This window comes from Hirschia sp. (assembly GCF_058892565.1).
The window spans coordinates 92,181-114,953 of record NZ_JBZXVU010000032.1; the positions used below are offsets into that span (position 1 = coordinate 92,181).

General features: G+C 46.6%; 25 protein-coding genes, 1 pseudogene and 1 riboswitch. Of the genes and pseudogenes, 17 read left to right on the forward strand and 9 right to left on the reverse strand.

What is annotated here, in order from left to right:
* Positions 1 to 10: 10 nt before the first annotated feature.
* The 6 genes from AC5EF3_RS12345 to AC5EF3_RS12370 all read left to right on the forward strand — a co-directional run bounded on the left by AC5EF3_RS12345 (position 11) and on the right by AC5EF3_RS12370 (position 5,950).
* A complete protein-coding gene (locus tag AC5EF3_RS12345) occupies positions 11 to 901 on the forward strand; it encodes a cytochrome c oxidase subunit 3 (RefSeq protein WP_493548259.1) in 891 nt (296 codons plus the stop codon).
* A 22-nt stretch (positions 902 to 923) separates the two neighbouring features.
* Positions 924 to 1,301, forward strand: coding sequence for a DUF983 domain-containing protein (locus AC5EF3_RS12350; protein WP_015826873.1), 378 nt, complete (start codon positions 924 to 926; stop codon positions 1,299 to 1,301).
* 65 nt (positions 1,302 to 1,366) lie between these two features.
* Positions 1,367 to 2,056, forward strand: coding sequence for an SURF1 family cytochrome oxidase biogenesis protein (locus AC5EF3_RS12355; RefSeq protein ID WP_493548260.1), 690 nt, complete (start codon positions 1,367 to 1,369; stop codon positions 2,054 to 2,056).
* A gap of 24 nt (positions 2,057 to 2,080) precedes the next feature.
* Positions 2,081 to 3,469, forward strand: coding sequence for a threonine synthase (gene thrC, locus AC5EF3_RS12360; protein ID WP_493548261.1), 1,389 nt, complete (start codon positions 2,081 to 2,083; stop codon positions 3,467 to 3,469).
* Positions 3,466 to 4,749 carry a M16 family metallopeptidase gene (locus AC5EF3_RS12365; RefSeq protein WP_493548262.1) on the forward strand — a complete coding sequence of 428 codons (1,284 nt, stop codon included), beginning with the start codon at positions 3,466 to 3,468 and terminating at the stop codon, positions 4,747 to 4,749. The genes thrC and AC5EF3_RS12365 overlap by 4 nt, the downstream gene beginning before the upstream one ends.
* A 103-nt stretch (positions 4,750 to 4,852) precedes the next feature.
* Complete coding sequence (locus AC5EF3_RS12370; protein ID WP_015826877.1) at positions 4,853 to 5,950, forward strand: EAL domain-containing protein; 1,098 nt, start codon at positions 4,853 to 4,855, stop codon at positions 5,948 to 5,950.
* A gap of 16 nt (positions 5,951 to 5,966) precedes the next feature.
* On the opposite strand, the gene AC5EF3_RS12375 is transcribed toward AC5EF3_RS12370, so the two are convergent.
* Complete coding sequence (locus AC5EF3_RS12375; protein WP_015826878.1) at positions 5,967 to 6,524, reverse strand: YqgE/AlgH family protein; 558 nt, start codon at positions 6,522 to 6,524, stop codon at positions 5,967 to 5,969.
* Positions 6,525 to 6,742: 218 nt separating this feature from the next.
* Between AC5EF3_RS12375 and AC5EF3_RS12380 the strand changes: the two genes are divergently transcribed.
* From AC5EF3_RS12380 to AC5EF3_RS12390, 3 genes are all read left to right on the forward strand, one after another.
* Positions 6,743 to 7,225: a peroxiredoxin gene (locus AC5EF3_RS12380; RefSeq protein WP_015826879.1), complete on the forward strand. Its 483-nt coding sequence runs from the start codon at positions 6,743 to 6,745 to the stop codon at positions 7,223 to 7,225.
* Positions 7,226 to 7,337: 112 nt separating this feature from the next.
* On the forward strand, positions 7,338 to 8,312 hold the full coding sequence (locus AC5EF3_RS12385; protein WP_015826880.1) for an SPFH domain-containing protein: 975 nt from the start codon (positions 7,338 to 7,340) through the stop codon (positions 8,310 to 8,312).
* Positions 8,313 to 8,402: 90 nt separating this feature from the next.
* Positions 8,403 to 8,867 carry an NfeD family protein gene (locus AC5EF3_RS12390; RefSeq protein ID WP_015826881.1) on the forward strand — a complete coding sequence of 155 codons (465 nt, stop codon included), beginning with the start codon at positions 8,403 to 8,405 and terminating at the stop codon, positions 8,865 to 8,867.
* Positions 8,868 to 8,937: 70 nt separating this feature from the next.
* Here the strand turns inward: AC5EF3_RS12390 and AC5EF3_RS12395 are convergent, their stop codons facing one another.
* Genes AC5EF3_RS12395 through AC5EF3_RS12405 form a run of 3 tightly spaced genes read right to left on the reverse strand, consistent with a single transcriptional unit; the run spans position 8,938 to position 10,156 of the window.
* Positions 8,938 to 9,147, reverse strand: a complete 210-nt coding sequence (locus AC5EF3_RS12395; RefSeq protein WP_493548263.1) for a tautomerase family protein — start codon at positions 9,145 to 9,147, stop codon at positions 8,938 to 8,940.
* A gap of 2 nt (positions 9,148 to 9,149) precedes the next feature.
* On the reverse strand, positions 9,150 to 9,527 hold the full coding sequence (locus AC5EF3_RS12400) for a nuclear transport factor 2 family protein (RefSeq protein ID WP_015826883.1): 378 nt from the start codon (positions 9,525 to 9,527) through the stop codon (positions 9,150 to 9,152).
* Between the two features lie 2 nt (positions 9,528 to 9,529).
* Positions 9,530 to 10,156 carry a glutathione binding-like protein gene (locus tag AC5EF3_RS12405; protein WP_493548264.1) on the reverse strand — a complete coding sequence of 209 codons (627 nt, stop codon included), beginning with the start codon at positions 10,154 to 10,156 and terminating at the stop codon, positions 9,530 to 9,532.
* Positions 10,157 to 10,290: 134 nt separating this feature from the next.
* Between AC5EF3_RS12405 and AC5EF3_RS12410 the strand changes: the two genes are divergently transcribed.
* On the forward strand, positions 10,291 to 10,668 hold the full coding sequence (locus AC5EF3_RS12410) for a winged helix-turn-helix transcriptional regulator (RefSeq protein WP_493548265.1): 378 nt from the start codon (positions 10,291 to 10,293) through the stop codon (positions 10,666 to 10,668).
* Between the two features lie 4 nt (positions 10,669 to 10,672).
* Here AC5EF3_RS12410 and rnhA (AC5EF3_RS12415) read toward each other — a convergent pair whose 3' ends face one another.
* The 3 genes and pseudogenes from rnhA (AC5EF3_RS12415) to thrB form a co-directional block, all read right to left on the reverse strand.
* Positions 10,673 to 11,101, reverse strand: a complete 429-nt coding sequence (gene rnhA, locus AC5EF3_RS12415) for a ribonuclease HI (protein ID WP_493548311.1) — start codon at positions 11,099 to 11,101, stop codon at positions 10,673 to 10,675.
* A 99-nt stretch (positions 11,102 to 11,200) separates the two neighbouring features.
* Positions 11,201 to 11,638: pseudogene (gene rnhA / locus AC5EF3_RS12420) on the reverse strand (ribonuclease HI); the annotation flags it as partial.
* A 67-nt stretch (positions 11,639 to 11,705) separates the two neighbouring features.
* Positions 11,706 to 12,668, reverse strand: coding sequence for a homoserine kinase (thrB, locus tag AC5EF3_RS12425; RefSeq protein ID WP_493548266.1), 963 nt, complete (start codon positions 12,666 to 12,668; stop codon positions 11,706 to 11,708).
* A 185-nt stretch (positions 12,669 to 12,853) separates the two neighbouring features.
* Between thrB and AC5EF3_RS12430 the strand changes: the two genes are divergently transcribed.
* The gene (locus AC5EF3_RS12430; protein ID WP_174256050.1) at positions 12,854 to 13,198 is read left to right on the forward strand and encodes a DUF3147 family protein; all 345 of its coding nucleotides are present in this window, start codon (positions 12,854 to 12,856) and stop codon (positions 13,196 to 13,198) included.
* Positions 13,199 to 13,212: 14 nt separating this feature from the next.
* On the opposite strand, the gene AC5EF3_RS12435 is transcribed toward AC5EF3_RS12430, so the two are convergent.
* Together AC5EF3_RS12435 and ispH are read right to left on the reverse strand one after the other, a co-directional pair.
* Positions 13,213 to 14,145 carry a sulfite exporter TauE/SafE family protein gene (locus AC5EF3_RS12435; RefSeq protein ID WP_493548267.1) on the reverse strand — a complete coding sequence of 311 codons (933 nt, stop codon included), beginning with the start codon at positions 14,143 to 14,145 and terminating at the stop codon, positions 13,213 to 13,215.
* Between the two features lie 4 nt (positions 14,146 to 14,149).
* Complete coding sequence (gene ispH / locus AC5EF3_RS12440) at positions 14,150 to 15,100, reverse strand: 4-hydroxy-3-methylbut-2-enyl diphosphate reductase (RefSeq protein WP_015826890.1); 951 nt, start codon at positions 15,098 to 15,100, stop codon at positions 14,150 to 14,152.
* A 188-nt stretch (positions 15,101 to 15,288) separates the two neighbouring features.
* Between ispH and AC5EF3_RS12445 the strand changes: the two genes are divergently transcribed.
* From AC5EF3_RS12445 to gcvPB, 6 genes are all read left to right on the forward strand, one after another.
* Entirely contained in the window at positions 15,289 to 15,882 is a 594-nt protein-coding gene (locus AC5EF3_RS12445) for a hypothetical protein (RefSeq protein WP_015826891.1), read from the forward strand.
* Positions 15,883 to 15,979: 97 nt separating this feature from the next.
* Entirely contained in the window at positions 15,980 to 17,812 is a 1,833-nt protein-coding gene (argS, locus tag AC5EF3_RS12450) for an arginine--tRNA ligase (protein WP_493548268.1), read from the forward strand.
* A 119-nt stretch (positions 17,813 to 17,931) separates the two neighbouring features.
* A riboswitch (glycine riboswitch) is annotated at positions 17,932 to 18,021 on the forward strand.
* A 169-nt stretch (positions 18,022 to 18,190) separates the two neighbouring features.
* On the forward strand, positions 18,191 to 19,354 hold the full coding sequence (gcvT, locus tag AC5EF3_RS12455) for a glycine cleavage system aminomethyltransferase GcvT (RefSeq protein ID WP_493548269.1): 1,164 nt from the start codon (positions 18,191 to 18,193) through the stop codon (positions 19,352 to 19,354).
* A gap of 13 nt (positions 19,355 to 19,367) precedes the next feature.
* Positions 19,368 to 19,742, forward strand: coding sequence for a glycine cleavage system protein H (locus tag AC5EF3_RS12460; protein ID WP_015826894.1), 375 nt, complete (start codon positions 19,368 to 19,370; stop codon positions 19,740 to 19,742).
* A gap of 6 nt (positions 19,743 to 19,748) precedes the next feature.
* A complete protein-coding gene (gene gcvPA / locus AC5EF3_RS12465; RefSeq protein WP_493548270.1) occupies positions 19,749 to 21,095 on the forward strand; it encodes an aminomethyl-transferring glycine dehydrogenase subunit GcvPA in 1,347 nt (448 codons plus the stop codon).
* Positions 21,092 to 22,618, forward strand: coding sequence for an aminomethyl-transferring glycine dehydrogenase subunit GcvPB (gene gcvPB, locus AC5EF3_RS12470; RefSeq protein ID WP_493548271.1), 1,527 nt, complete (start codon positions 21,092 to 21,094; stop codon positions 22,616 to 22,618). The genes gcvPA and gcvPB overlap by 4 nt, the downstream gene beginning before the upstream one ends.
* The last annotated feature ends 155 nt before the right edge of the window (positions 22,619 to 22,773 follow it).

A 22,773-nucleotide genomic window follows, 5' to 3' on the forward strand; every position in this document is an offset into this window, starting at 1 on the left:
GGAATTGGCCATGGCGCACGGCGCAACAAAACATGACTATCACATTGTAGACCCAAGTCCTTGGCCTGTATTGGCCTCATTGGGTCTATTTGTATTGGCGCTTGGCGGCGTTGCTTTTATGAAAGGCCTGTTGGGCGTTCCTGAAGGCAATATCCTGACGATTGTGCCAGGTCTTTTAATCATCACAGTCGTATTGATCGGCTGGTGGGCTGATACGATTAAAGAGAGCCGTGCAGGAGACCACACACCTGTTGTTCAGATGTCTCTGAAATACGGCATGATCCTGTTCATTGCCTCTGAGGTTATGTTCTTTGTTGGCTGGTTTTGGTCATTCTTCGAAATGGTTATTTTCCATGAGCACCGTGCAACGGGAATGGATGTAGCGCAATTTGAAAATCTTGCAGCGTGGGCAAACTGGCCTGTGATGCAGAATGATGGTCATCAAGTGCAAACTTTTGACCCTTTCCACTTGCCATTGATCAACACATTGATCCTGCTTTTATCAGGAACAACAGTGACTTGGGCACACCATGCACTTCAAGAAGCAGACTATAAAGGCGCTAAGCTTGGTCTTTTTCTGACAGTTATCCTTGGTGCATTCTTCACCTTCTTGCAGGTTATAGAATATCAGCACGCAGGCTTCTCTTTTGATGGATCACTTTACGGATCAGCTTTCTACATGGCGACTGGGTTCCACGGAGCGCACGTTGTTATTGGAACGCTATTCCTTGCCGTTTGTTTGTTCCGCCTATTGGCTAATAACATGACTGCAGAGAAGCATCTCGGGTTCGAATTTGCCGCATGGTATTGGCACTTCGTGGATGTAGTATGGTTGTTCCTGTTTGCATTTGTATATGTGGCACCACACATCGTTTTAGGCGGTGGCGGAGGTCACCACTAGTCTGACTTAAGAAAGCGACGATATGGCTAAAGTTTCCCCGTTTTCCGCCGGCATTAATTGTCGTTGTCCAGAATGCGGGGAAGGTCAGCTTTTTCGTGGCTATCTTGAAATGAATGATGAATGTGCGGCGTGTGGAGCTGATTTCACCGTCGCAGATTCTGGTGATGGTCCTGCATTTTTCGTTATGTGGATTGCCATGATTGTCATCGTACCTTTGGGCATGTTGTTTCATCTTTGGTTGAGACCACCTGTCTGGGTGCACTTATTGATATTTCCACCTGTTATTATATTGTTTTGCTTGTGGCTTTTGCGTCCAGCCAAGTCTTTGCTTTTCGCTTCTCAATGGGCGAATAAGGCTGAAGAAGCTCAGTTTGAAAAGCATGCTGATCAACAAAATTAGGTAGAATTTGGATCGCTAAAATCCAATTTTTCTCCTGTTTTTCTCCTGCGGAGCGCCATGTCTCAATGACATTTAAACCCCTTCCAATTTTGACAATTTGCAGTGTGCTGGTGTTGGGCCTGCTATTGTGGTTGGGGCAATGGCAATGGCAACGTGCGGGCTGGAAAGCTGAACTTATCAGCGAATTTCATCAACAAGAGTCTCGAGGTATTCGCGACCTAGATACGGCTTTATGTGCGGACAATGACGAGTCAGTGCGCTCTCGCGTGCAATCTAGTAACGCTGTATCGCCGGAATGGTTACGTGTTTTTGGTCAATCGACGGATGGACGTCCGGGGTGGCGTATTTTTACGGCGATTGAACAACCTGATTGCATTGAGGGCGCGATACTCGCAGAATCTGCTTTTGAAGATTACAATGGCAAAATAGAGTTGATTGATACTTTTCGGATTGCGCCGATGAGTGAAAACAAAACAGCTTTTTCAAATGAAAATTCACCAGAGACCAATGAATGGTATTGGTTTGATCTGGAGGCGATGGAAGACAGTTTATTTGTGACCAAGCCAAATTTTCTGAACACTGATATTGTATTGCTTGCGAGCAATGGTCTGCCTGCCGATCTAACGCAAACGCCGCCTTCTAAACATATTGGATATTCTTTGACGTGGTATGGGATGGCAATTGCGCTATTTGTGTTGTACCTCGCATTCCATATTCGTGCCGGGCGCTTAAGCTTTGGCAAAAAAGACAGTTAGACGACTTATAAGGCGATAGACCCCATGCGCTATATTTCTACTCGAGGCGGAGCAGAGCCCGTTGATTTTGTAACAGCCAGTCTTGCAGGACTTGCACCTGATGGTGGTTTGTACATTCCTCAGGAGTTTCCAACGATTGATCGTCCGGCGCAGGATGAGCCTTACCATGTAACTGCTGCACGCATTCTAAAAGCGTTTGCAGGTGAGTCCATTGAATATGATGTGATTGAAGATCTTGCTGCCAAAGCTTATGGTGCATTCTCACACCAGTCTGTTGCGCCTTTGACGCAAATTGGACAAGGCAAATGGATGATGGAATTGCACCATGGTCCGACGCTTGCGTTTAAAGATGTGGCGATGCGCTTTATTGCGCAGCTTTATGATTATGCCCTTGGTCAGCGCGGTGAGCGTATGACGATTGTGTGTGCAACATCTGGTGATACAGGCGGGGCGGCTGCGGCTGCATTTGCTGGTGCTGAAAATGTGGATGTTATGATCCTGCATCCGCACAATCGTATCTCTCCAGTGCAGCGTGTTTTTATGTCAGCGACGGGTGCGTCTAATATTCATAATTTTGCGCTTGAGGGTGATTTTGATCAGTGTCAGGCGATCGTCAAACAATTGTTTGCTGATGAGCAAACCAAACGCCGTTTGAATTTATCGGGTGTGAACTCGATCAATTGGACACGTATAGCGGCGCAATCTGTTTATTTTGCAACCGCGCAAGCGCAATTGGGGGCTGATGCCAAAATTCGCTTTGTGGTGCCATCAGGTAATTTTGGGGATGCGTTAGCTGGGTATGTTGCTGCGCGCTCTGGCCTGTTGAACGGATTTGAATGTCACGTAGCCGTGAATGCCAATGATGCAATGGCCCGTTTGCTGGATGGTCAGGAATTGAAAAAAGGCGAGACAACACCAACGAAAAGTCCTGCTATGGATATTCAGGTGCCATCTAACTTTGAGCGTCTATTATTTGAAGCCACTGGTCGAGACGGTGCTGCGATTAAAGCAGCTTATGATCAACTTGCTAAAGATGGCGCTGCACCATTGCCAGAAAAAGCAATTGGTCCGCTTGGCTGCATGGGCTTTACGGCAAGTGCAGTTTCTGATGCTGAGACATTTGTAGAAATGCAAAAGACGCTGGATGAAACTGGCTGGCAAGTGTGTCCACATACAGCTGTTGGATTGCACGCTTTGCGGCATAATCCATCAAAAGATGTTGTCGATGTTGTGCTTTCAACTGCACATGCCGCGAAATTTCCTGAGACAGTTTTGGAAGCAATTGGACAAGATGCACCGCTGCCTGCACGTGCGCATGAATTTACATCTCGCCCAGAAGTTTTTGAGACAGGGCCAATGGATATCAATCATGTTAAAGAGCGTATGGTTGCACTATCCCGGGTGACTGCTTGAGCGGTTCTTTAGATAATTTAAATGACGACAATCGCGAGCTTGTCACTTTTCCCAATGGCGCACGTTTAGTGCTTGATCCCATGCCGCACTTGCAAACGACAAGTGTGGGTGTGTGGGTGGATGCGGGCGCGCGCGATGAGACACCTGAAAATAACGGCATTGCTCATTTGCTTGAGCATATGGCGTTTAAAGGCGCGGGTGGTCTGGGCGCGCGAGAGCTTGTTGAGCGTGTGGAAGATCGTGGCGGTGTGATGAATGCATCGACTGGATATGAGCGCACCGGTTTTTATGTGCGCTGCCTTGCTGAAGATGCAGCCGACATGCTCGATATTTCAGCGGGTTTGGCATTAGATCAACAGCTTCCAGAAGATGAACTGGAACGCGAAAAGGGTGTTGTTGTTCAAGAGATTGGCGAAGCATCTGATCAAGCCGAAGATTTGGTGTTTGAACTTGCCCAAGCAGCCTCTTGGCCAGATCATGCAATCGGGCGTTCTGTGCTGGGAACAGAAGCAAGCCTAAAAGATATTGATTGTGCGCAATTGCGTGATTTTGTTGAAACAAATTATGTTGCCAATCGCGTTGTGATGTCTGTTGCTGGGCATTTTGATCATGACCAGATTATTGCACAATCTCAAAAATGGTTAGAGCCGCTTAAAGCGGGAGCTGCTCCTGTTCGGTTGAAACCTGAATATGGCAATGGCGCTATTGTACGTGAACGCGATACTGAACAAGCGCATATGGTGTTGTCTTTTCCAGCTCCTGATTCTTGCACGCAAGATCGTTTCGCAGCACGTTTATTTGAAGAGATATTTGGCGGCGGTATGTCTTCACGCCTTTATCAGGAAGTGCGTGAGAAGCGCGGCCTTGCTTATACGATTGATGCTGAATTTGATTCTTATGCTGATACTGGGCGGTTTAATGTCTATTGCGGATGTGACCCATCAGATACGATGGAAGTGCAGAAAATCGTCAAAGAGCTTTGGTTAGAGTTTGCGAATGCGGGGCCAAGCGAAGCTGAACTAAAACGTGCAATCGCTATTCAAAAAGCGCAGTTTGCGATGTCTTCTGAAGGTCCATCAGCGCGTGCTAGCTCTGGGGCATATGAATTGTTTACATTTGATCGGTTGATCAATTTATCTGAAGCCCTTGTGGCGATTGATAAAGTATCATTGGATGAAGTGAAGTTATGCGCCCAAAATTCTACGCAAGGCAAGGCGACAGCAAGCTGTGTTGGTCCTGCAAATTGCCTAGATGCTGCCTTTAATTTCACCCAAGGATAGAGCTTGTATCACTTTAAGTGATTTGTGAGAAAGAATTAAAAATAACCTTCTCGCTATTTACCAAAACGCGGTTTAGAATTTGCTTCCGATCTAGGAGAAGTGAATGGCAAGTTTAGATGAAAGCACAGCAATCAGTGCCGCGCGCGCTGCTGTATGGCATTGGTCTAAACTGGATGCACGCTTCACGATTGAGGCAGATCCGTCGAGCCCTCTGGAATATATGTCAGGCGAGTGGACACTCAATGAGTTTCTTGCGCAGCTGGATGGATTAGCACGCTCTGGTATTGAAAAAATACTTGTCGGCAATACGCCTGATTTTGCCATAGATCAAAAAGTCATATTACGAAATGGCGATTCAGCACGCATAATCGGATCTGCTATCGATGATGGCACGGCGCGTGGATTGTTATATGTGCGCTCATCTGCGGGCAAAGTCACTGTGACGAATTTAGATGGGCTTGAGCCGGTTTACCAACCAATCTGGGATGCAAAGACACGGGAATTGGCAGGATTTGAAGCGCTTGCCCGTTGGCGCACACCTTTGGGGGAGCTGATTGGGCCTGAAGGGCTGTATGAATATGGCTTGGTTGCTGACTGGACACATGTTGCGCCAACTATGCTGGACAAAGCCGCTAAAGCATTAGCGCGTTTTCGGCGCTCTGCGGGCGATGTTTTCATGCAGGTCAATCTTTCCGCTGCCGAAATAGCGCGTGCTACATTAGTGCAGGAAGTTGAGAGCATTATTCGTGCATGTGACCTTCCGCGTGATGTTTTGCGTATCGAATTGACGGAACAGGCTGCACTAAGGGATGTGAACCGTGCTTTGGGTGCTTTTGCAGCTTTTCGGGCCGCAGGTGCGGGCATTGTGCTAGATGATTTTGGCGCGGGGCATTCTTCTCTTGCTTGGCTGGCAGATATCCCTGCGGATGGGTTGAAGCTGGATCAACGTTTGACCTCTATGATGAGCCGGCCACGCGGGCGCGTTATTATCAAGGCGATTATCGATCTTGCACATGATCTGGACATGAGCGTCACGGCTGAAGGGGTTGAGACACATGCATTGGCTGATCATATGCGTGATGTCGGGTGTGATTTTTTGCAAGGTTATGTGAGTGGTGAGCCGGTTTGCGAAGATGCGATACTGGAATTTCTACGCTCTAAGATCGCACCATTTTCAATGCAACATGTCGGTGAATATTAAGCGTGGCCTGCCTAAATTAAGCGTGGCCGGCTTGAGAATTTAAGTTTTCTGGAGATACACCGATGCTTGCTAAGGCGCGGTTCCATTTAGTGTTGTAAGATTTATCATAGATCAGAGCTTCTGATGCATCGGCAACCAGCCAGACATTTTCCATGATTTCTTCTTCTAGCTGGCCTTCACCCCAACCTGCATAGCCAAGCGCTAAGACTGCTTTTTCTGGTGGTGTGTCTGATGCGAGGGCAAGCAATACATCTTCGGTGGCTGTCAGGCATACGCCATCCATAATCGACGCTGTTGCGCCTTCTGCATCATAATCATCTGAATGAAGAACAAAGCCGCGCTCGGGGCAAACAGGGCCGCCCAGTAACAGCGGAACTTGCGTTGATGGCGCATTCTGCATGCCCAATTGATCGAATAATTCATTGCATCCGATATCAGTCATTGCGTGATTAATGACTATTCCCATCGCATGTTCTTCATTGTGGGCACACAAAAGAATAACGGCGCGCTCAAAGAGGGGATCTTTGAGCGTTGGGAGTGCAATAAGCAGTTTACCTTTGAGTGAACCTTCCAATGCCGAACTCCAGATGACTAGCTTAGGCAAGGTTGCGCTAAATGCGGCGTTCTGCAAGAGGATGTTTGATCAAAAACGAGAGAATTTCAGTATTGTAATTTCTAATGTCACTGAATCTTGATTGCGCGAGGAGTATCCAGCTGTAACATATTTCTCATTGTAACAGTTTTTGATTCTAAATTCTAAAATCAGATTATCCTATGAAAGGGATTTTATTTATGACTATTTCCAAAGGCGATACACTCCCAGAATTTAACTTCGTTGTGATGGGTGAAAATGGTCCTGAACCGCTTTCGACGAAAGATCTGACTTCGGGTGCAACTGTTGCTCTGTTTGCTGTTCCAGGCGCTTACACGCCTACCTGTTCAGTCAGTCATCTACCTGGATATTTGAATAATGCTGAAGCTCTACGTGCGAAGGGCGTTGATAAAATCGCTTGTATATCCGTGAATGATGTTTTCGTCATGGATGCTTGGGGCAAAAGCTCAAATGTTGGTGAAGACATTATCATGCTTGCGGACGGAAATGCTGAGTTTGCTGACCTGACAGGCACGCAACTTGATGGTCGTGGCTTTGGTATGGGCCCGCGTTGTAAACGTTATTCAATGCTGATCAAAGATGGCAAGGTTGTAGAATTGAATATAGAAGATGGTGGAGAGTTTAAAGTATCATCTGCTGAGTATATGCTTGCCCAGCTTTAAACACAGTTTAGTATAGAATTCTGACATAATTCGTTATTCCTTGAATTATATTGGATTTTTACTTTGTGATATGGTAAAGTGAACAAATATTCATTTTTGGAAAGGGACGTAAATGGAAGGTTATTCTATTGTTGCGGTGGCAGGAATCATTTTTGCCGTTGTCGTAATTTTGAGTTCTGTGCAAGTCGTTGCTCAAGGGCATAGATATACTGTCGAACGATTTGGACGCTACACAAAAACACTGAGTCCGGGATTGTCCTTCATCGTGCCGTTTTTTGATCGTATCGGTCACAAAGTGAACATGATGGAAACCGTGCTGGATGTGCCCCAGCAGGAAGTGATCACAAAAGATAATGCGATGGTGTCGTGTGATGCTGTTGTGTTTACGCAAGTTGTGGACGCTGTGCCCGCGTCTTATGAAGTCAATGATATTACGCGTGCAATAACCAACCTTGCTTTGACCAATATTCGTACTGTTGTTGGATCTATGGATCTGGATGAAGTTTTGTCTAACCGCGATGATATTAATGCGCGTCTGCTGCACGTTATAGATGCTGCGACAAATCCTTGGGGCGTAAAAGTCACGCGGATTGAAATTGCTGATCTGTCTCCGCCACATGACATTACAGAAGCCATGGCACGCCAGATGAAAGCAGAGCGCATCAAGCGGGCTGAAATCTTGCAGGCGGAAGGTGATAAGCAATCAGCTATTTTGCGTGCAGAGGGTGAGAAGCAGTCTGCTGTTCTTCAAGCAGAAGGGCGTAGAGAAGCAGCTTTCCGTGACGCTGAAGCGCGTGAGCGTGAAGCGGAAGCGGAAGCCAAGGCAACGCAAATGGTGTCTGAGGCGATTGCGGCTGGTGATGTGAATGCTGTGAATTATTTCCTTGGTCAGGAATATATCCAAGCCTTCAAAGCACTGGCGACATCTGATCAGCAGCGCACTGTTATTATTCCGGCTGAATTTGCAGGGATTGCAGGCGCAATTGAAGGCATTGGTGCACTGACAGGCCTAAACCCGCCAAAGGGTGCGAAGAACGGCTCCAATGGAAATGGTGGATCTGGTTCAAATTCACCTTGGGAAGGTTAAATTCTGACTATTTTGCGGAGAAGGCGAACACAATTTGTCCGCCTTCTTCGGCTAGAATGCTGTACCGATAGAATGGAAGGAGCCGTTTAAATGGATGCTTTGTTTACTGAGCTAACTGTATGGCACTGGATTGCACTTGCCATTGGTTTGCTGATTTTTGAGATGATGCTCGGCACATTTGATTTATTGTGGATTGCTATAGCTGCAGGCATAACAGCACTTTATGCTTCGCTTGCTCCGGGAAGCTTATCTTCATGGGAATATGAAGTCGGTGTGTTTGTTATTTCGTCCATCATTTTGATGGTATTAGGGCGCACTATGTTTGCGGGGATACGTAATCCTCCTACGTCCCATCCAAATCTCAATGATCGCTATGCTTCCATGATAGGGAAAAAAGCAATTGTAACAGGTGAATTCTTGGGTGGCTTTGGCCGTGTAAAAGTCAATGACTCTGAATGGCGCGCTCAATTTAATGAAGAGGGTGTGCTGAACATCGGAGACAATGTTGAAATTGTTTCGGGTGAAGGCTCTACAGTCATCGTGAAACCAGCCTAGTGTTAAAGGCTAGATCGTTAGCTATGTTTGAAAAAGCCTGCCTCATTTGGTGAAGCAGGCTTTTATCATTCTACTTTTGGCGTTGTGCACGAAATTCCAATGCTGGAAGCGCGCCAATACCCCAATTGTCTAGATCCACTTCATCAATAACAACCATTGTGGTGTTTGGATCTTTGCCGAGAACGTCTCGAAGTAGCTCTGTCGTGCCTTTGATCAGGTTCGCTTTTTGAGCGGCAGTGACATTCCCTTCGCGCGTGATTTTGATGTTTACATAAGGCATGTTTAAATTGCTTTTCTGTCAGTGAAATGAAAAACTTTAGAGATGATCTGCCATTCTCCATCGGTATAGATGAAGGTTAGAAAATCTATAAAATCCCGTTGGCCGATGCTGCATCGTGCACGTACAAATGCAGTGTTTTCTCCAGCTAATTCTATTTTTTCGATCTTGTCTTTGCGGATTTCATGACGTGAAGCTGGAGACTGTCTTGTCGCAATCACGGATCGGTACTCGTCTTTCGACCGAAACAAAGCGGGTTTTTCATCGGCTGTTGCATAGAGCGCTTGGGGATGAAAAACACGGTCCAGTATTTCAACGTCACAAAAATAAAGCATGTCAAAATAATCTAGTAGCACTTTTTCTATGGCTGCAAAATTAGACACGATCAGGCCGCTTCTTCCTGATAAATGCCTTCTTCTTTTAATGATTTAATCACAGCAGGACGCGCAAAACCATTTTTTAAATAGGCACCGATTTTGGTATATTGGCTAAGGTCGACATTGATGAAATTTGCCCAGTTCAATACAACTATTGTGTAGGCATCAGCGATTGTGAAATCTTCTCCAAGCAGGAATGTGCGACCATCAGAGAGCTGATTTTCGATGTGTTGCACTTTTTTGTATAGATTTTTGATGTGTTCACTGCGCACTTCATCGCTCATATCTGGTATTCTAAAGAATGGAGAGAATGCTTTGTGAAGTTCTGAACCGGTGAAGTTTAGCGCTTCTTGCAGGCCTGCACGTTCTAAGGTTCCATTCACTGGCGCAAGCGTTGAGTCAGGTTTCTGATCCGCGATGTATTGAAGAATGGCTGGGTTTTCTGAAAGATAAATGCCTTGAGACACTTCAAGAACAGGGACGTAACCATTGGGGTTTATGGTTTTGAAATCCGCACCACTCTGCGTCAGGCCTTTATCCGTGTCGACTGCTTCAGATGAGAATGGCAGACCTAATTCATTGAATGTTATTCGAGAAGCGAGGGAACAAGCGCCGGTTTTGAAATAGAGTTTCATGTGTCATCTCCTGTTTTAGTGACGACACTTATTTGATATAGATAGTTTCCTTTGCCAACTAGGTTTCTTGTAGTAACTCCATTATGCAGTTACTATGGAGTAACTAGGTGTATTGGCAGTTACCGAGAAATCTGATGGCGTTAAAAATTCGCAAAAATAAGAGTCCTGATCCGCCTGCACCATGTGCATTGACGCATTGTATGTCTTTTATTTCAGGGGCTTGGGCACCCAATGTGATCTGGAATTTAAGAGAAGGGCCAAGGCGATTTAGTGAGCTGAAGATAGATATTCCGCCCATATCAGCAAAAGTCTTGTCTACGCGTCTTTCTGAGCTTGAAAAGCGCGGTATCATCGAGCGCAATGTTCTGCCGACATCACCTCCATCTGTGGAATACAAGTTAACCCAGATCGGTACAGAAATTATTCCGGCACTCGATGCGTTAGTGACAGTTGGGCATAAACTTAAAACACGTGGATTGAATGTGGACGATGTTGAGAAAAGTCGTTCCTAAGAAATCAGGCTTTACCTGACGCTTCCATAGAGCCTTTAACAGCGAGGCTATCGGCGCGTTCATTACCTTCATCGCCCGCATGGCCTTTAACCCATCGCCACTCTATTTGATGGCGACTGCAAGCTTCATCGAGTGCTTGCCATAGGTCTTGGTTTTTGACTGGCTTTTTGGCAGCCGTTTTCCAACCATTCTTTTTCCAGCCATGTATCCATTTGGTCAGGCCATCTTTCACATAAGTTGAATCAGTGCTCAAGATAACATTTGACGGGCCTTTGAGTGAGGTGAGCGCTTTAATTGCGCCCATCAATTCCATGCGATTATTGGTCGTATCTTTCTCGCCGCCATAGAGTTCTTTTTCGTGCTCACCCATTTTGAGGAGGGCTCCCCAACCACCTGGACCTGGGTTTCCAGAACATGCGCCATCTGTCCATATTTGAACTTGGCCTGATTTTGACGCAGCTGGCGCAGTCGGTTTTTCTGCTAGAACAGGCGTTGAAGGCTCTTTTTCAGTTTTGTTGACTTCGAGCTTACCACCTGCTGATTCTCGAGCGCCCTTAACCGCAAGACTATCGGCGCGTTCATTGCCTTCATCACCTGAATGGCCTTTGACCCATTTCCATTCTATTTGATGACGTTTACAGGCTTCATCGAGCGCTTGCCAAAGGTCTTTATTTTTCACGGGTTGTTTGGAAGCTGTTTTCCAGCCATTTCTTTTCCAGCCGTGAATCCATTGTGTGAGGCCATTTTTGACGTAAGTGGAATCGGTATGCAGCGTGATCTTGGATGACTTATTGATTGAATTCAGCGCTTCAATCGCCCCCATTAATTCCATACGGTTATTGGTGGTGTTAGCTTCGCCGCCATATAGCTCAATTTCTTGGCCATCATTGACGATCAGAGCACCCCAGCCACCCGGTCCGGGATTTCCCGAACACGCACCATCAGTCCATATTTCAATCATATCTGTCATAGGATCGAGGTGAGATGATTTGTAAAAGAGGTCAAGATCATCTTTAAATTTGGCTGTGGATTACAGGCTATCCACCATAATCAAAAAAGCCTTTAGCATTGCGGTGAAAGCCTAGCTTTTCGGCATATTCCATTGGGTTTTTAGGGCGCACAAGTGCATCGCGTGGGGTATCAGCCCAATCGATAAGACGCGTGAGGAAGAAACGCATCGCGGCACCGCGACACAGGATTGGCAAGGCGTCTTTTTCTGCGTCTTCTAATGGACGTATTGATTGATATCCTGCCAGCATAGCGCGGCCTTTGGTGACATTATATTCGCCGCGACTATCTTCAAAACACCAAGCATTCAGACAGATAGCGATGTCATAGGCGAGAGCATCATTACACGCGAAATAAAAATCGATAACGCCAGTGAGTTTATCATCCAGAAAAAAAGCATTATCGGGAAAAAGATCAGCATGGATCACGCCGCTGGGCAGATCTTTTGGCCAATTGGCTTTGAGTTCATCCAGATCTGATTGGATATGTGAGGTGAGGCCTGCATTTATGGCATTTGCTTCTTTTTCGCGGCCTTTAAACATGGGATGCCAAGCATCAACAGAGAGTGAGTTTTTCCGGCTGCCGGAATAATCAGATAAAGCTTCGTGGAATTTGGCCAAACCAATTCCTAAATCACGACATTGCTCGACATTGGGGCGACTAAGCGACATGCCTGTTAAAAATGTGATGATGACAGCAGGGCGACCACACAGTGTGCGCAGGGCTTTGCCATCATTTGCTTTAACGGGAAGAGGCGCAGGAAAGCCTTTTAAAGCGAGGTGATCCATTACGCCCATGAAATAGGGAAGGTCTTCCTCGTTTACGCGCTTTTCAAATAGGGTGAGAATGAAACGGCTTTTTGCTGTTTCCAATAAATAATTAGAATTTTCCACGCCTTCGGCAATGCCCTTAAAGGCGATTGCGGGGCCAAGGTCATAATCAGCCAGAAAATCGGCCAGCGCTTTGTCGTCTACTTCGGTATATACTGCCATAATTCTTATGCTTTAGCGCAGTTTTACGGGTAATGTCTTCTAAATTTGCAGAGCAGGCGGCAATTTTTGAAACAAATATGTCGTTTGCATAAATAATAGCGCGTTCTGATCAATATATTTCGCTTGTCGGTTGAAAGAATCTGCGTCACGTTCGCATCCAGCAGGGAAGGCTGGTTTAGATGTGGATGTTTTTACTGAAAACTGTGGGGACAGCGCTTTTCATTGCGGCTCTTTCTGAAATCGCAAAAAGATCAACTTTGGTGGCATCTTTAATGGTGGCATTGCCATTAGCGACGATGATGACAGTTGCCAATATCTATATTGATGGCAAAGACGCAGCAGGCGCAACGCGATTTGCAACGACGACATTTTTCCTTGTTCCGCCGGGAATTGCGTTTTTCATCGTTTTGATCGGTGGTCAGAAACTTGGTTTGGCATTTTGGCCGAGTTTTGGTTTGTCTATCATAGCAACGGCTGTATGTTGTTGGGCGGTGATCTTCTTTTTGCGCCGCGCAGGAATAGCTCTCTAACAGGTTTTCATATCTTAGTTGATTTTGAAGAAGAGCAATAAAATGCCCGATATTGCGATCCAGCCTCCAGCGAGAAGTTTAAGTTTAAACGCACCGAGGCTGAGGGCAATTTTACGGGCAATGAAGCCACCAATTAGAGCACCGGGTGCGGTGATGGCTATGATCGTCCAAGGAACATTGCCGGCGAATATGTGAAATGGTGCGCCTATTAATACGCTGATGCTAGAGATAAATACGGCCAGTCCTGAACTGGTGGTGATGCAATACCCTCTGACAAAAAGAAATAGAGCAATGATTTCGCCAAGGCCGACAGAGAAAAGCGCATTCGCAAATCCGCCTATAGGCGCAAGGCATAACAAAATCCGCATGTCTTGAGATGAAATTTGAGTTTTCAAAGTATTGTTTGGCTGATTGGCATTTTTCAGCGTGCTGACAACAACAGCAATACCCAAGCAGATTGAAAAAATTTTAAAGGCGAATAACACCCAGAATGGATCAATGGACACCCAATATTGGGTGAGAAGCATGGTCGGAATGGCTAACAGCAATATTAGACCAGCGCTGTTCCAGAAGTCGGATGTTGATATTGAGATAGATTGCGTATTTGGCTTGTACAGATTTTTGCACCAGACAATTGCGCCCATTGTCATTCCAAAGCATTGGATCAGGAAACTGGCTGCAAGAATATTGGCCTGAGATAAAGACGTTTGACCGCTCTCGTTCATCGCGTTGAAAACAGGCAGAAAAACAACGCCGCCTCCAGTGCCTGAAGCATTGGCAATCGTCGCGCCGAAAATCCCGACAAATAAAAGATACCAGTTTGATAAGAGCGTATCTATATTCAAACGTGCGTTGAAAAGCACGAAAGCATATAAAAGAGCCAGCAAACAACAGGCAGCGGATACGCAAAGCGTGACCCTATTTATGGTCGGAGATGTGAGACTCACTCTATTAGGCTTTTGTGAGCCATTTAGGGGCGTGGAACACAACATTTTCTTTAGCTGTTATGACGTCTTTCACTTCAACATCGAATCTAGCACGACATGCCGCGATAACGCCCTGCACGAGTGTTTCAGGCGCAGAGGCTCCAGCGGAAAGACCCAATGTTGAAACATCCTTAAACCACGACCAGTCTATTTCTTCGGCGGCTCCAACGAGATGAGAAGCCTTTGCGCCGCCGCGTTGCGCCACTTCAACAAGACGTTGAGAGTTGGATGAGTTGGGTGAACCTATAACAAGCATGAGGTCTATATTTTCTGCTAAGGCTTTAACTGCCTCTTGCCGATTTGTCGTGGCATAGCAAATATCGTCCTTGGCTGGTTCTGCTATTGTTGGAAAACGTTGTTTTAACGTTGCCACGATTTCTGCTGTATCATCTACCGACAATGTTGTTTGAGTGGCGTAGGCAAGGTTTTCGGTATCTGTTGGCGTAACAGTTTCAGCATCTTTTACGGTTTCGATTAATGTCATTGTGCCTTCGGCAGTCTGTCCCATCGTACCAACGACTTCAGGATGACCGGCATGACCAATCAAGAAAGTGTGCAAGCCATTTTTGGCATGACGCGCAGCTTCCATGTGAACTTTGGAAACAAGAGGGCATGTGGCATCTACATAAGTCATTTCTCTGCGTGCAGCTTCAGCAGGGACAGCTTTGGGAACACCGTGAGCGGAAAAGACAACGGGGCGGTCATCTGGGCAATCATCAAGTTCTTCAACAAAGATTGCGCCTAGATTTTCTAGCCGAGATACGACGTGCCTATTGTGAACGATTTCATGGCGAACATAGACGGGAGCACCCCATTTTTCGATTGCTTGCTCGACAATATGGATGGCGCGATCCACGCCAGCGCAAAATCCGCGAGGCGAAGCGAGCGAAATTGTCAGTTTGGGGCGTGTTTCCATAGTGATTTTTCCTCTTACTCGCACGTTTATCTCATTTGTTGCACATACATAAGCGATGAACTCATTGCGCCCAAGCGCTGTGACGGCTATCACACTCTATAAATTCAAATCGCATTCAGGGTTAGTGCTTCATTTCGATTCACAAACTGACTTAGCTGGATGTGTTAAAATATGCGAGGATTTTGCGCGTGACAGGACTGATTCAACGTTCAAAAGTGGCTAGCTTTGTAAAAGCGGCAGGTTTTTCACTTATAGCTTTGGGTATTTCCGGCTGTTCTTCAGTGCAAAATACATTAGATAGCCGTCCAAATGAAGGGCCGTGTCCTGTTGTCGCGTCTCTATATGATGCATCTCGCAAGGTACAGATCAATGGAAATGAGACTTTCGAGAATGTAGGTTTCACAGGTGAAATTGTCGGCGTTCGTAGTTTTTGTCGGTATGTAGGTGATGATCCCATAAAGATGGAGGTCAGCATTGATTTTGCGATGGGACGTGGTCCCAATGCCCAAGGTGATACGCATAATTATGATTATTTTGTTTCTGTAACGCGCCGTGGACGTGCTGTGATCGAAAAAGAAACATTTCCTCTGCAAGTTACATTTCCCAAAGGTGCGGATCGTGTAACCGTGAGTGACACTGTTGAAAATATTGTTATTCCTCGAGCTGATTCGAGTATTTCCGGCTCCAACTTCGAAGTGTTTGTTGGTTTTGTGTTGAATGAAGAGGAATTGGAATTCAATCGCGCTGGTAAACGTTTCCGTGTGAATGCTGGACAAGATTAATACATCAGTCGATGACGGGATTGGCTGAAAATCATCTGATTTTTATAAATTCAGGCTTTGTAGGCGCACGCTAATAGGAGCGTGCGGAAAAATAGTAATGACAGATATAGCAAATATATTAAGCGGCGCTGTTGGCGACATATTTGAAGGCTTAGGGCTGGACGGGAAACTTGGGCAAGTGCGCCGCGCCGACCGTCCTGATCTTGCTGATTTTCAGTGTAATGGTGCAATGGCTGCGGCAAAAGCAGCTAAACGAAACCCGCGTGAGATAGCCGGCGAAGTCGCACCTAAAATCGAAGCACTGGAATTGGTTGAAAGTGTAGATGTAGCAGGACCAGGATTTCTCAATATCACTGTATCTGCTGCTGCACTTGAGGGACGGACAACTGAAATACTTGCTGATGATAAAGCAGGGGGTGGATCTGTTGAAACGCCGCGCAATGTGATGATTGATTTTGGTGGCTGGAATGTCGCTAAACCCATGCATATTGGGCATTTACGCTCTACGATTATCGGTGACAGTCTTCAGCGTCTCTTGCGTTTTCTCGGCGATGATGTGACATCTGATGTTCATCTTGGAGATTGGGGGCTTCAAATGGGGTTGCTAATCGTTGGCGTAAGCGAAGAACAACCCGACCTTCCTTATTTTGATGATAATTTTGAAGGCGAATATCCAGAAGAATCTCCCGTTTCAATGGATGATTTAGAGCGTCTCTACCCGTTATATGCTGGGAAGATGAAAGCTGAAAATACGGTTGAAACCATCGAAGATGGAAAGACTGTTTATAAGAAAGTGCCCAACCCAGAATACCGTGAAGATGTGCGCGCATTGGCGCAAACGGCAACCGCAGAACTTCAAGCAGGGCGTCGTGGATATCGCGCGCTTTGGAAACAATTTTGTGCAGTCACACAAATCGGGCTGGAGCGGGAATGTGGTGATCTTGGTGTGCAGTTCGACCTTTGGAAGGGCGAGTCTGACGCGAATGTATTGCTGCCTGAAATTGTTGAAGATCTTAAATCACGCAAAGTCGCAGTTGAAAGCGATGGAGCATGGGTCATCTATGTCGAACGTGAGTCTGATAAAAAAGACATGCCGCCATTCATGCTGCTCAATTCTCAAGGAGCTGTTGGGTATCATGCGACAGATATGGGAACCATTCTCGACCGGAAACGGACAAACAAACCCGATCTGACCTTGTATGTTGTGGATGCACGTCAAGCGCTTCACTTTGAACAGGTTTTCCGTGCAGCAGAGATTGCGGGTTATGAAAAAGAAGCATCCCTAGAGCATATCGGCTTTGGCACGATGAATGGGAAAGACGGCAAACCTTTCAAGACCCGTGAAGGCGGCGTGTTGAAATTGCATGACTTTATCCAGCAAGCCAAAGATAAAGCGCGTGAGCGCCTTGAAGAAACAGGTATGGGGGCTGATTTTTCAGCGGAAGAACGTGCTGATATTGCGGATAAAGTGGCGCTTGCAGCGATTAAATTTGCTGACCTGTCAAATGTTCGTACAAAAAATTATGTGTTCGATTTAGATCAGTTTGTGGCTTTTGAAGGTAAAACTGGGCCATATCTCTTATATGCAGCTGTTCGCGTGAAATCACTTATGCGCCGCGCCAAAGAAGAAGGCATAGTTGCGGGTGCGATGAAGATTGAGCTGAAAGAAGAGCGTGTCTTAGCGCTTCAACTGGATGCTTTTGAAGGTGCGCTAAAGCTAGCTTATGCCAACCGCACGCCGCATGGGATTTGTGATCATGTTTATAATCTGGCGCAGGCATTTTCATCCTTCTGGACGAATGCACCTATTTTAAAAGCAGGTGTACCAGATGACGTGAAAGCATCGAGATTGGCTCTGGCTCAAGCAACGCTCAAACAATTGGAAACAGGTTTATCGCTTATCGGGATAGAAACGCCTGAGCGTATGTAACCAAATTATGCACAGGCTTTGTGCAAAGATATGAAAATCAGTGGATGAGTCGTTTCTCTATTGACGATTCGCTTATTCACTGAACATTAGAAACTATCGGGGCTGCTCATTGCAGCCTTGTATCTCTCGCGGGAGAGAATGGCATAAAAGTCATGGCCGAAGGCGCAACCGCCCCGGAAACGCTCAGGCAAAAGGACCGCGAAAGATTATAAAACGCTGGAAAGAGGCGGCATTTTAATGCGCAGCCTCGCCGAAGGAGCAAGCAGTTGCTAAATTAAGCACTGCGGAATCTCTCAGGCGCAAGGGACAGCGGGGGCATGAAATATCTACGTGCATGAGTGCGTAGAAGTTTATGCCGACCGTGGAGAACCTTGTACTGTGTCCAATGCAGATCTGAAGCTTACACCTTTATCAAAACTGAACCATTCTATGGGTGGCAAAATGGTCGATTTTGCTGGCTATTCCATGCCTATCCAGTTTGATTCTGGTATCATTCCTGAACATCATCATGTACGTGAAAAATGTGGTCTGTTTGATGTTTCCCACATGGGGCCGGCTTTTCTGAAACTTGAAGAAATGGGCAGCGAAACCGCGCTAACCGGTGACGCAGCTCATGCTAAAATTGCCGGTATTTTTGAACAGCTTGTATGTGGAGATATTGCAGGCCTCGCACCGGGTGAAATGCGTTATACGTTGCTGCTAAATGATGATGGCGGCATTTTGGATGACCTCATGGTGACGCGTCCATTCGCACCCGAGGAACAAGGCAGCCTCTACATTGTTGTGAATGCTGGCTGTAAAGAAGAAGATTTCGCGCTGATTAGCGAAAAATGTGAAGGCGCTGTGCTAGAGCGAGCTGATGATAACGCGCTGATTGCTGTGCAAGGCCCGCTAACACGCAAGCTTATGGCGAAATACGCACCCCAGCTTGCTGATATGGTGTTTATGACTGCTAAACGCGTGGATGTATGTGGCGTAAATTGTCTGGCTTCGTGTTCGGGTTATACAGGCGAAGATGGATATGAAATTCTTGTCCCAGCAGAACATGCTGAAACCATAACCAAGACTTTGCTGGAAGATTCTGGAATAGCGCCGATTGGTTTAGGCGCGCGCGATAGTTTGCGTTTGGAAGCAGGGCTTTGCCTATACGGGCATGATATGGATACCAGCAAAACGCCGATTGAGGCCTCACTCACTTGGGCGGTGTCTAAAGTGCGCCGCGATGAAGCTGATTTTCCTGGCGGTGAAAAAATTATCGCTCAGATTGAAAATGGCACAGATATGAAACGTATCGGCCTGACATTGATAGATAAAGCGCCAGCACGTGAAGGATCTGAGATTGCCACGAAAGATGGCAAAATCATTGGTGTCATCACATCAGGCGGTCACGGACACACTGCGGGCAAGCCTGTGGCTATGGGCTATGTGCAGCGCGGCTACACGCAAGCAGGCACAGAGCTGGACGTTCTTGTCAGAAACAAACCAAGGGCAGCGGTTGTCAGCCGTATGCCATTCGTCAAACAAAATTATTATCGCGGCTAGGGGCTAGAGAATTATGACTAAACTTTACACAGAAGATCATGAGTGGGTTTCAGTAGAAGGTGACATTGCGACGATCGGTGTCTCCGCTTATGCAGCAGAGCAATTGGGCGATGATATCGTGGCCGCTGAAGACTTGTTGGAAGTGGATGACGATGTTTCCAAGGGTGACATCCTGTTTGTGTTTGAAAAAGCAAAAGCCGCAGTAGAAGTCTATTCCCCTGTTTCTGGTGAAATTACAGAATTGAATGATTTCCTAGAGGGCGATTCAGAAGAGTTTCATGCAAAACTGACAGCTGTTGAATGGCTTTACAAAGTTAAAATGTCTGATCCTTCTGAGCTTGAAGGTATGATGGACGAAGCTGCGTATAAAGCATTTTGTGAGGGCTAGGAATATATGCGTTACCTCCCACTGACGCCTGATGATCGGGCGCAAATGCTTGAGATGATTGGCGCAAAAAGCGTTGATGATTTTTATCAAGATGTTCCAGACTTTGCACGTTTGACAGGCCCAATTGAAGGCTTGCCAATGCATCAGGGCGAGTTGGCTGTTGAGCGTCATATGAGCGCTCTAGCTGCAAAAAACCGGACAGCGTCTGAAGGACCATTTTTTGTCGGTTGTGGTGCGTATAAACACCATGTGCCTGCAAGCGTGGATCACATTATTCAGCGCTCTGAATTTTTGACAACATATACACCTTACCAGCCAGAAATTGCGCAAGGCACTTTGCAAACCGTGTTTGAATTTCAATCCCAAGTGGCGATGCTAACTGGGATGGAAGTGGCGAATGCGTCTATGTATGATGGTTCAACAGCGGCCTCTGAAGCGGCCTTGATGGCGTGTCGTGCGACGCGGCGTAAAAAGGTAATCGTTTCAGGCGGCGTACATGCACATTATGCAGAAACAATTCGTACTGCCTGTGAAACGCAGGGCATTGAAGTGGTTATTCTGCCGCCAGCTTTTGATGATGAGAAAGCACTCATTGGATATGCTGAGGATGATACAGCTTGCTTGATTGCGCAGTCTCCAAACGTATTTGGAACAGTGACAGACCTCACGCCAATTGCAGATGCCGCACATGCGAAAAAAGCCTTGCTTGTGTCTGTGTTTACCGAAGTTGTATCGCTTGGCCTGATCACACCTCCGGGTGAGATGGGGGCTGATATAGTGGTGGGTGAAGGTCAATCCATTGGAAATCCGCTTGGTTTTGGTGGTCCATATGTTGGTCTTTTGGCCTGTCGCCAAAAGTTAGTGCGACAAATGCCGGGCCGTGTGTGTGGGCAGACTGTGGACGCGGATGGCAAACGCGGTTTCGTGCTGACACTCTCCACACGCGAACAACACATTCGCCGCGATAAAGCGACTTCCAATATCTGTACGAATGCGGGGCTATGTGCCTTGGCGTTTACAGCCCACATGACATTGCTTGGTGATAAGGGGCTAACGCAATTGGCTACGTTAAATCATGAAGCAGCTTGTGATTTAGCCGATGCATTAGAAGCTATTGATGGCGTGACGCTAAAAACAGAGACATTCTTCAACGAGATTTCATTTGAAACACCGATGGAAGCGGGCGCTTTGCTGGCTGCTTTGGATGAAAAAGGCGTCATTGGCGGCGTACGTGCATCGCGTTTATTCCCGCGCGCTCGTCTGGAGAATGTGGTGATTGCAGCAGCAACAGAATGCAACACTGCTGAAGGCATTGCCGCCTATGCACAAGCGCTGAAGGAGGTGCTGGCATGAGCATTCAAACAGTTTCTGGCTCTAAGGGGCTTCTCCAAAAAGAAGAGCTGATTTTCGATATCGGCACAACTGAGACAACAGGTGTCGACCTTCCTACCCCTAAAGGGCGCAAAGATCGCCTTGGTGGTTTAAAGCGCAAAAACGGAACAGGGCTTCCGGGTTTGTCAGAGCCACAAGCCGTGCGCCATTATGTGCGTTTGTCACAGAAAAATTACGCTATTGATTTGGGGCTTTTCCCGCTTGGGTCGTGTACGATGAAACACAATCCGCGCCTGAATGAAAAAGTCGCGCGTATGCCGGGCTTTGCCGATATACATCCATTACAACCTCAACAAACTGTGCAAGGCGCAATGGAGGTGATCGAGCAGCTTGAAGATTGGCTTAAAAAGCTAACAGGCATGCCGGCTGTGGCGATGAGCCCTAAAGCAGGGGCGCATGGTGAATGGTGCGGTATGGCAGCGATACGCGCCGCTTTGATTGATCGCGGTGAAGTGAACACGCGCACACGTGTGTTGGTGCCTGAATCTGCGCATGGAACAAACCCTGCGACAGCTGTGCAGTGTGGTTTTAAAGTGCAAGAAATTGCAGCCTCTAGTGATGGCCGCGTTGATCTAAATGATCTGAAAGCAAAGCTTGAAGGCGACACATCTGATGTGGCGGGCATTATGCTGACCAACCCAAATACATGTGGGTTATTTGAGCGTGACATCAGAGAAATCGCAGATCTGATCCATGAAGCCGGCGGTTATTTCTATTGTGATGGTGCTAACTTCAACGCGATTGTCGGGCGTGTGCGTCCGCGTGATTTGGGCGTGGATGCAATGCACATTAATCTGCACAAGACATTCTCAACGCCTCATGGCGGTGGTGGCCCTGGTGCTGGTCCAACTGTTCTGTCTGAGCGTTTGGCGAAATATGCGCCTTATCCAGTTATGACAGTTGATAAGCGCGACGGCGATTACAAGCTTATTTATGTGGATGATGAAGCAGAACTTGCAGGCACTGATTTGAAACCATTGGGCCGCATGTGTGCGTTTCATGGTCAAATGGGCATGTTTACGCGTGCATTGACATACATTCTCTCACACGGTGCTGACGGCCTAAAACAAGTGGCGGAAGACGCTGTTTTGAACGCTAATTACATTCAAGCGCGTTTAAAGTCAGTTATGTCACCTGCTTTTGAGGGCTATTGCATGCATGAGGCTTTGTTCTCGGATGCATTCCTAAAAGACAGCGGCATTGAAACTGTTGATATTGCAAAAGGCATGATTGATGAGGGCTATCACCCGATGACGGTGTATTTCCCGCTTGTTGTGCATGGCGCTATGTTGATTGAGCCGACAGAAACAGAAAGCAAAGCTGAGCTGGATCGTTTTTGTGACTCACTAGAAAGCGTTGCCCGCAAAGCAAAATCGGGTGATGAGGCGCTAAAACAAGCGCCATATCTTGCCCCTATGCGCCGCCTAGATGAGACGCTGGCAGCGCGTAAACCTGTCTTGCGTTGGCTAGCTGAAGAGGCTTAGCGACAATTGTTGATTAGCAATTAAAACTAAAAGCGCCCTTCATTATGTAAGGGCGCTTTTTTGTCTAGTTCTAATCATCTTAGAGCAGATATGATTGCAAACTGCTTGATTAATTTCATACATATCTTTAATGACGAACAGCCATATTCTGGGCA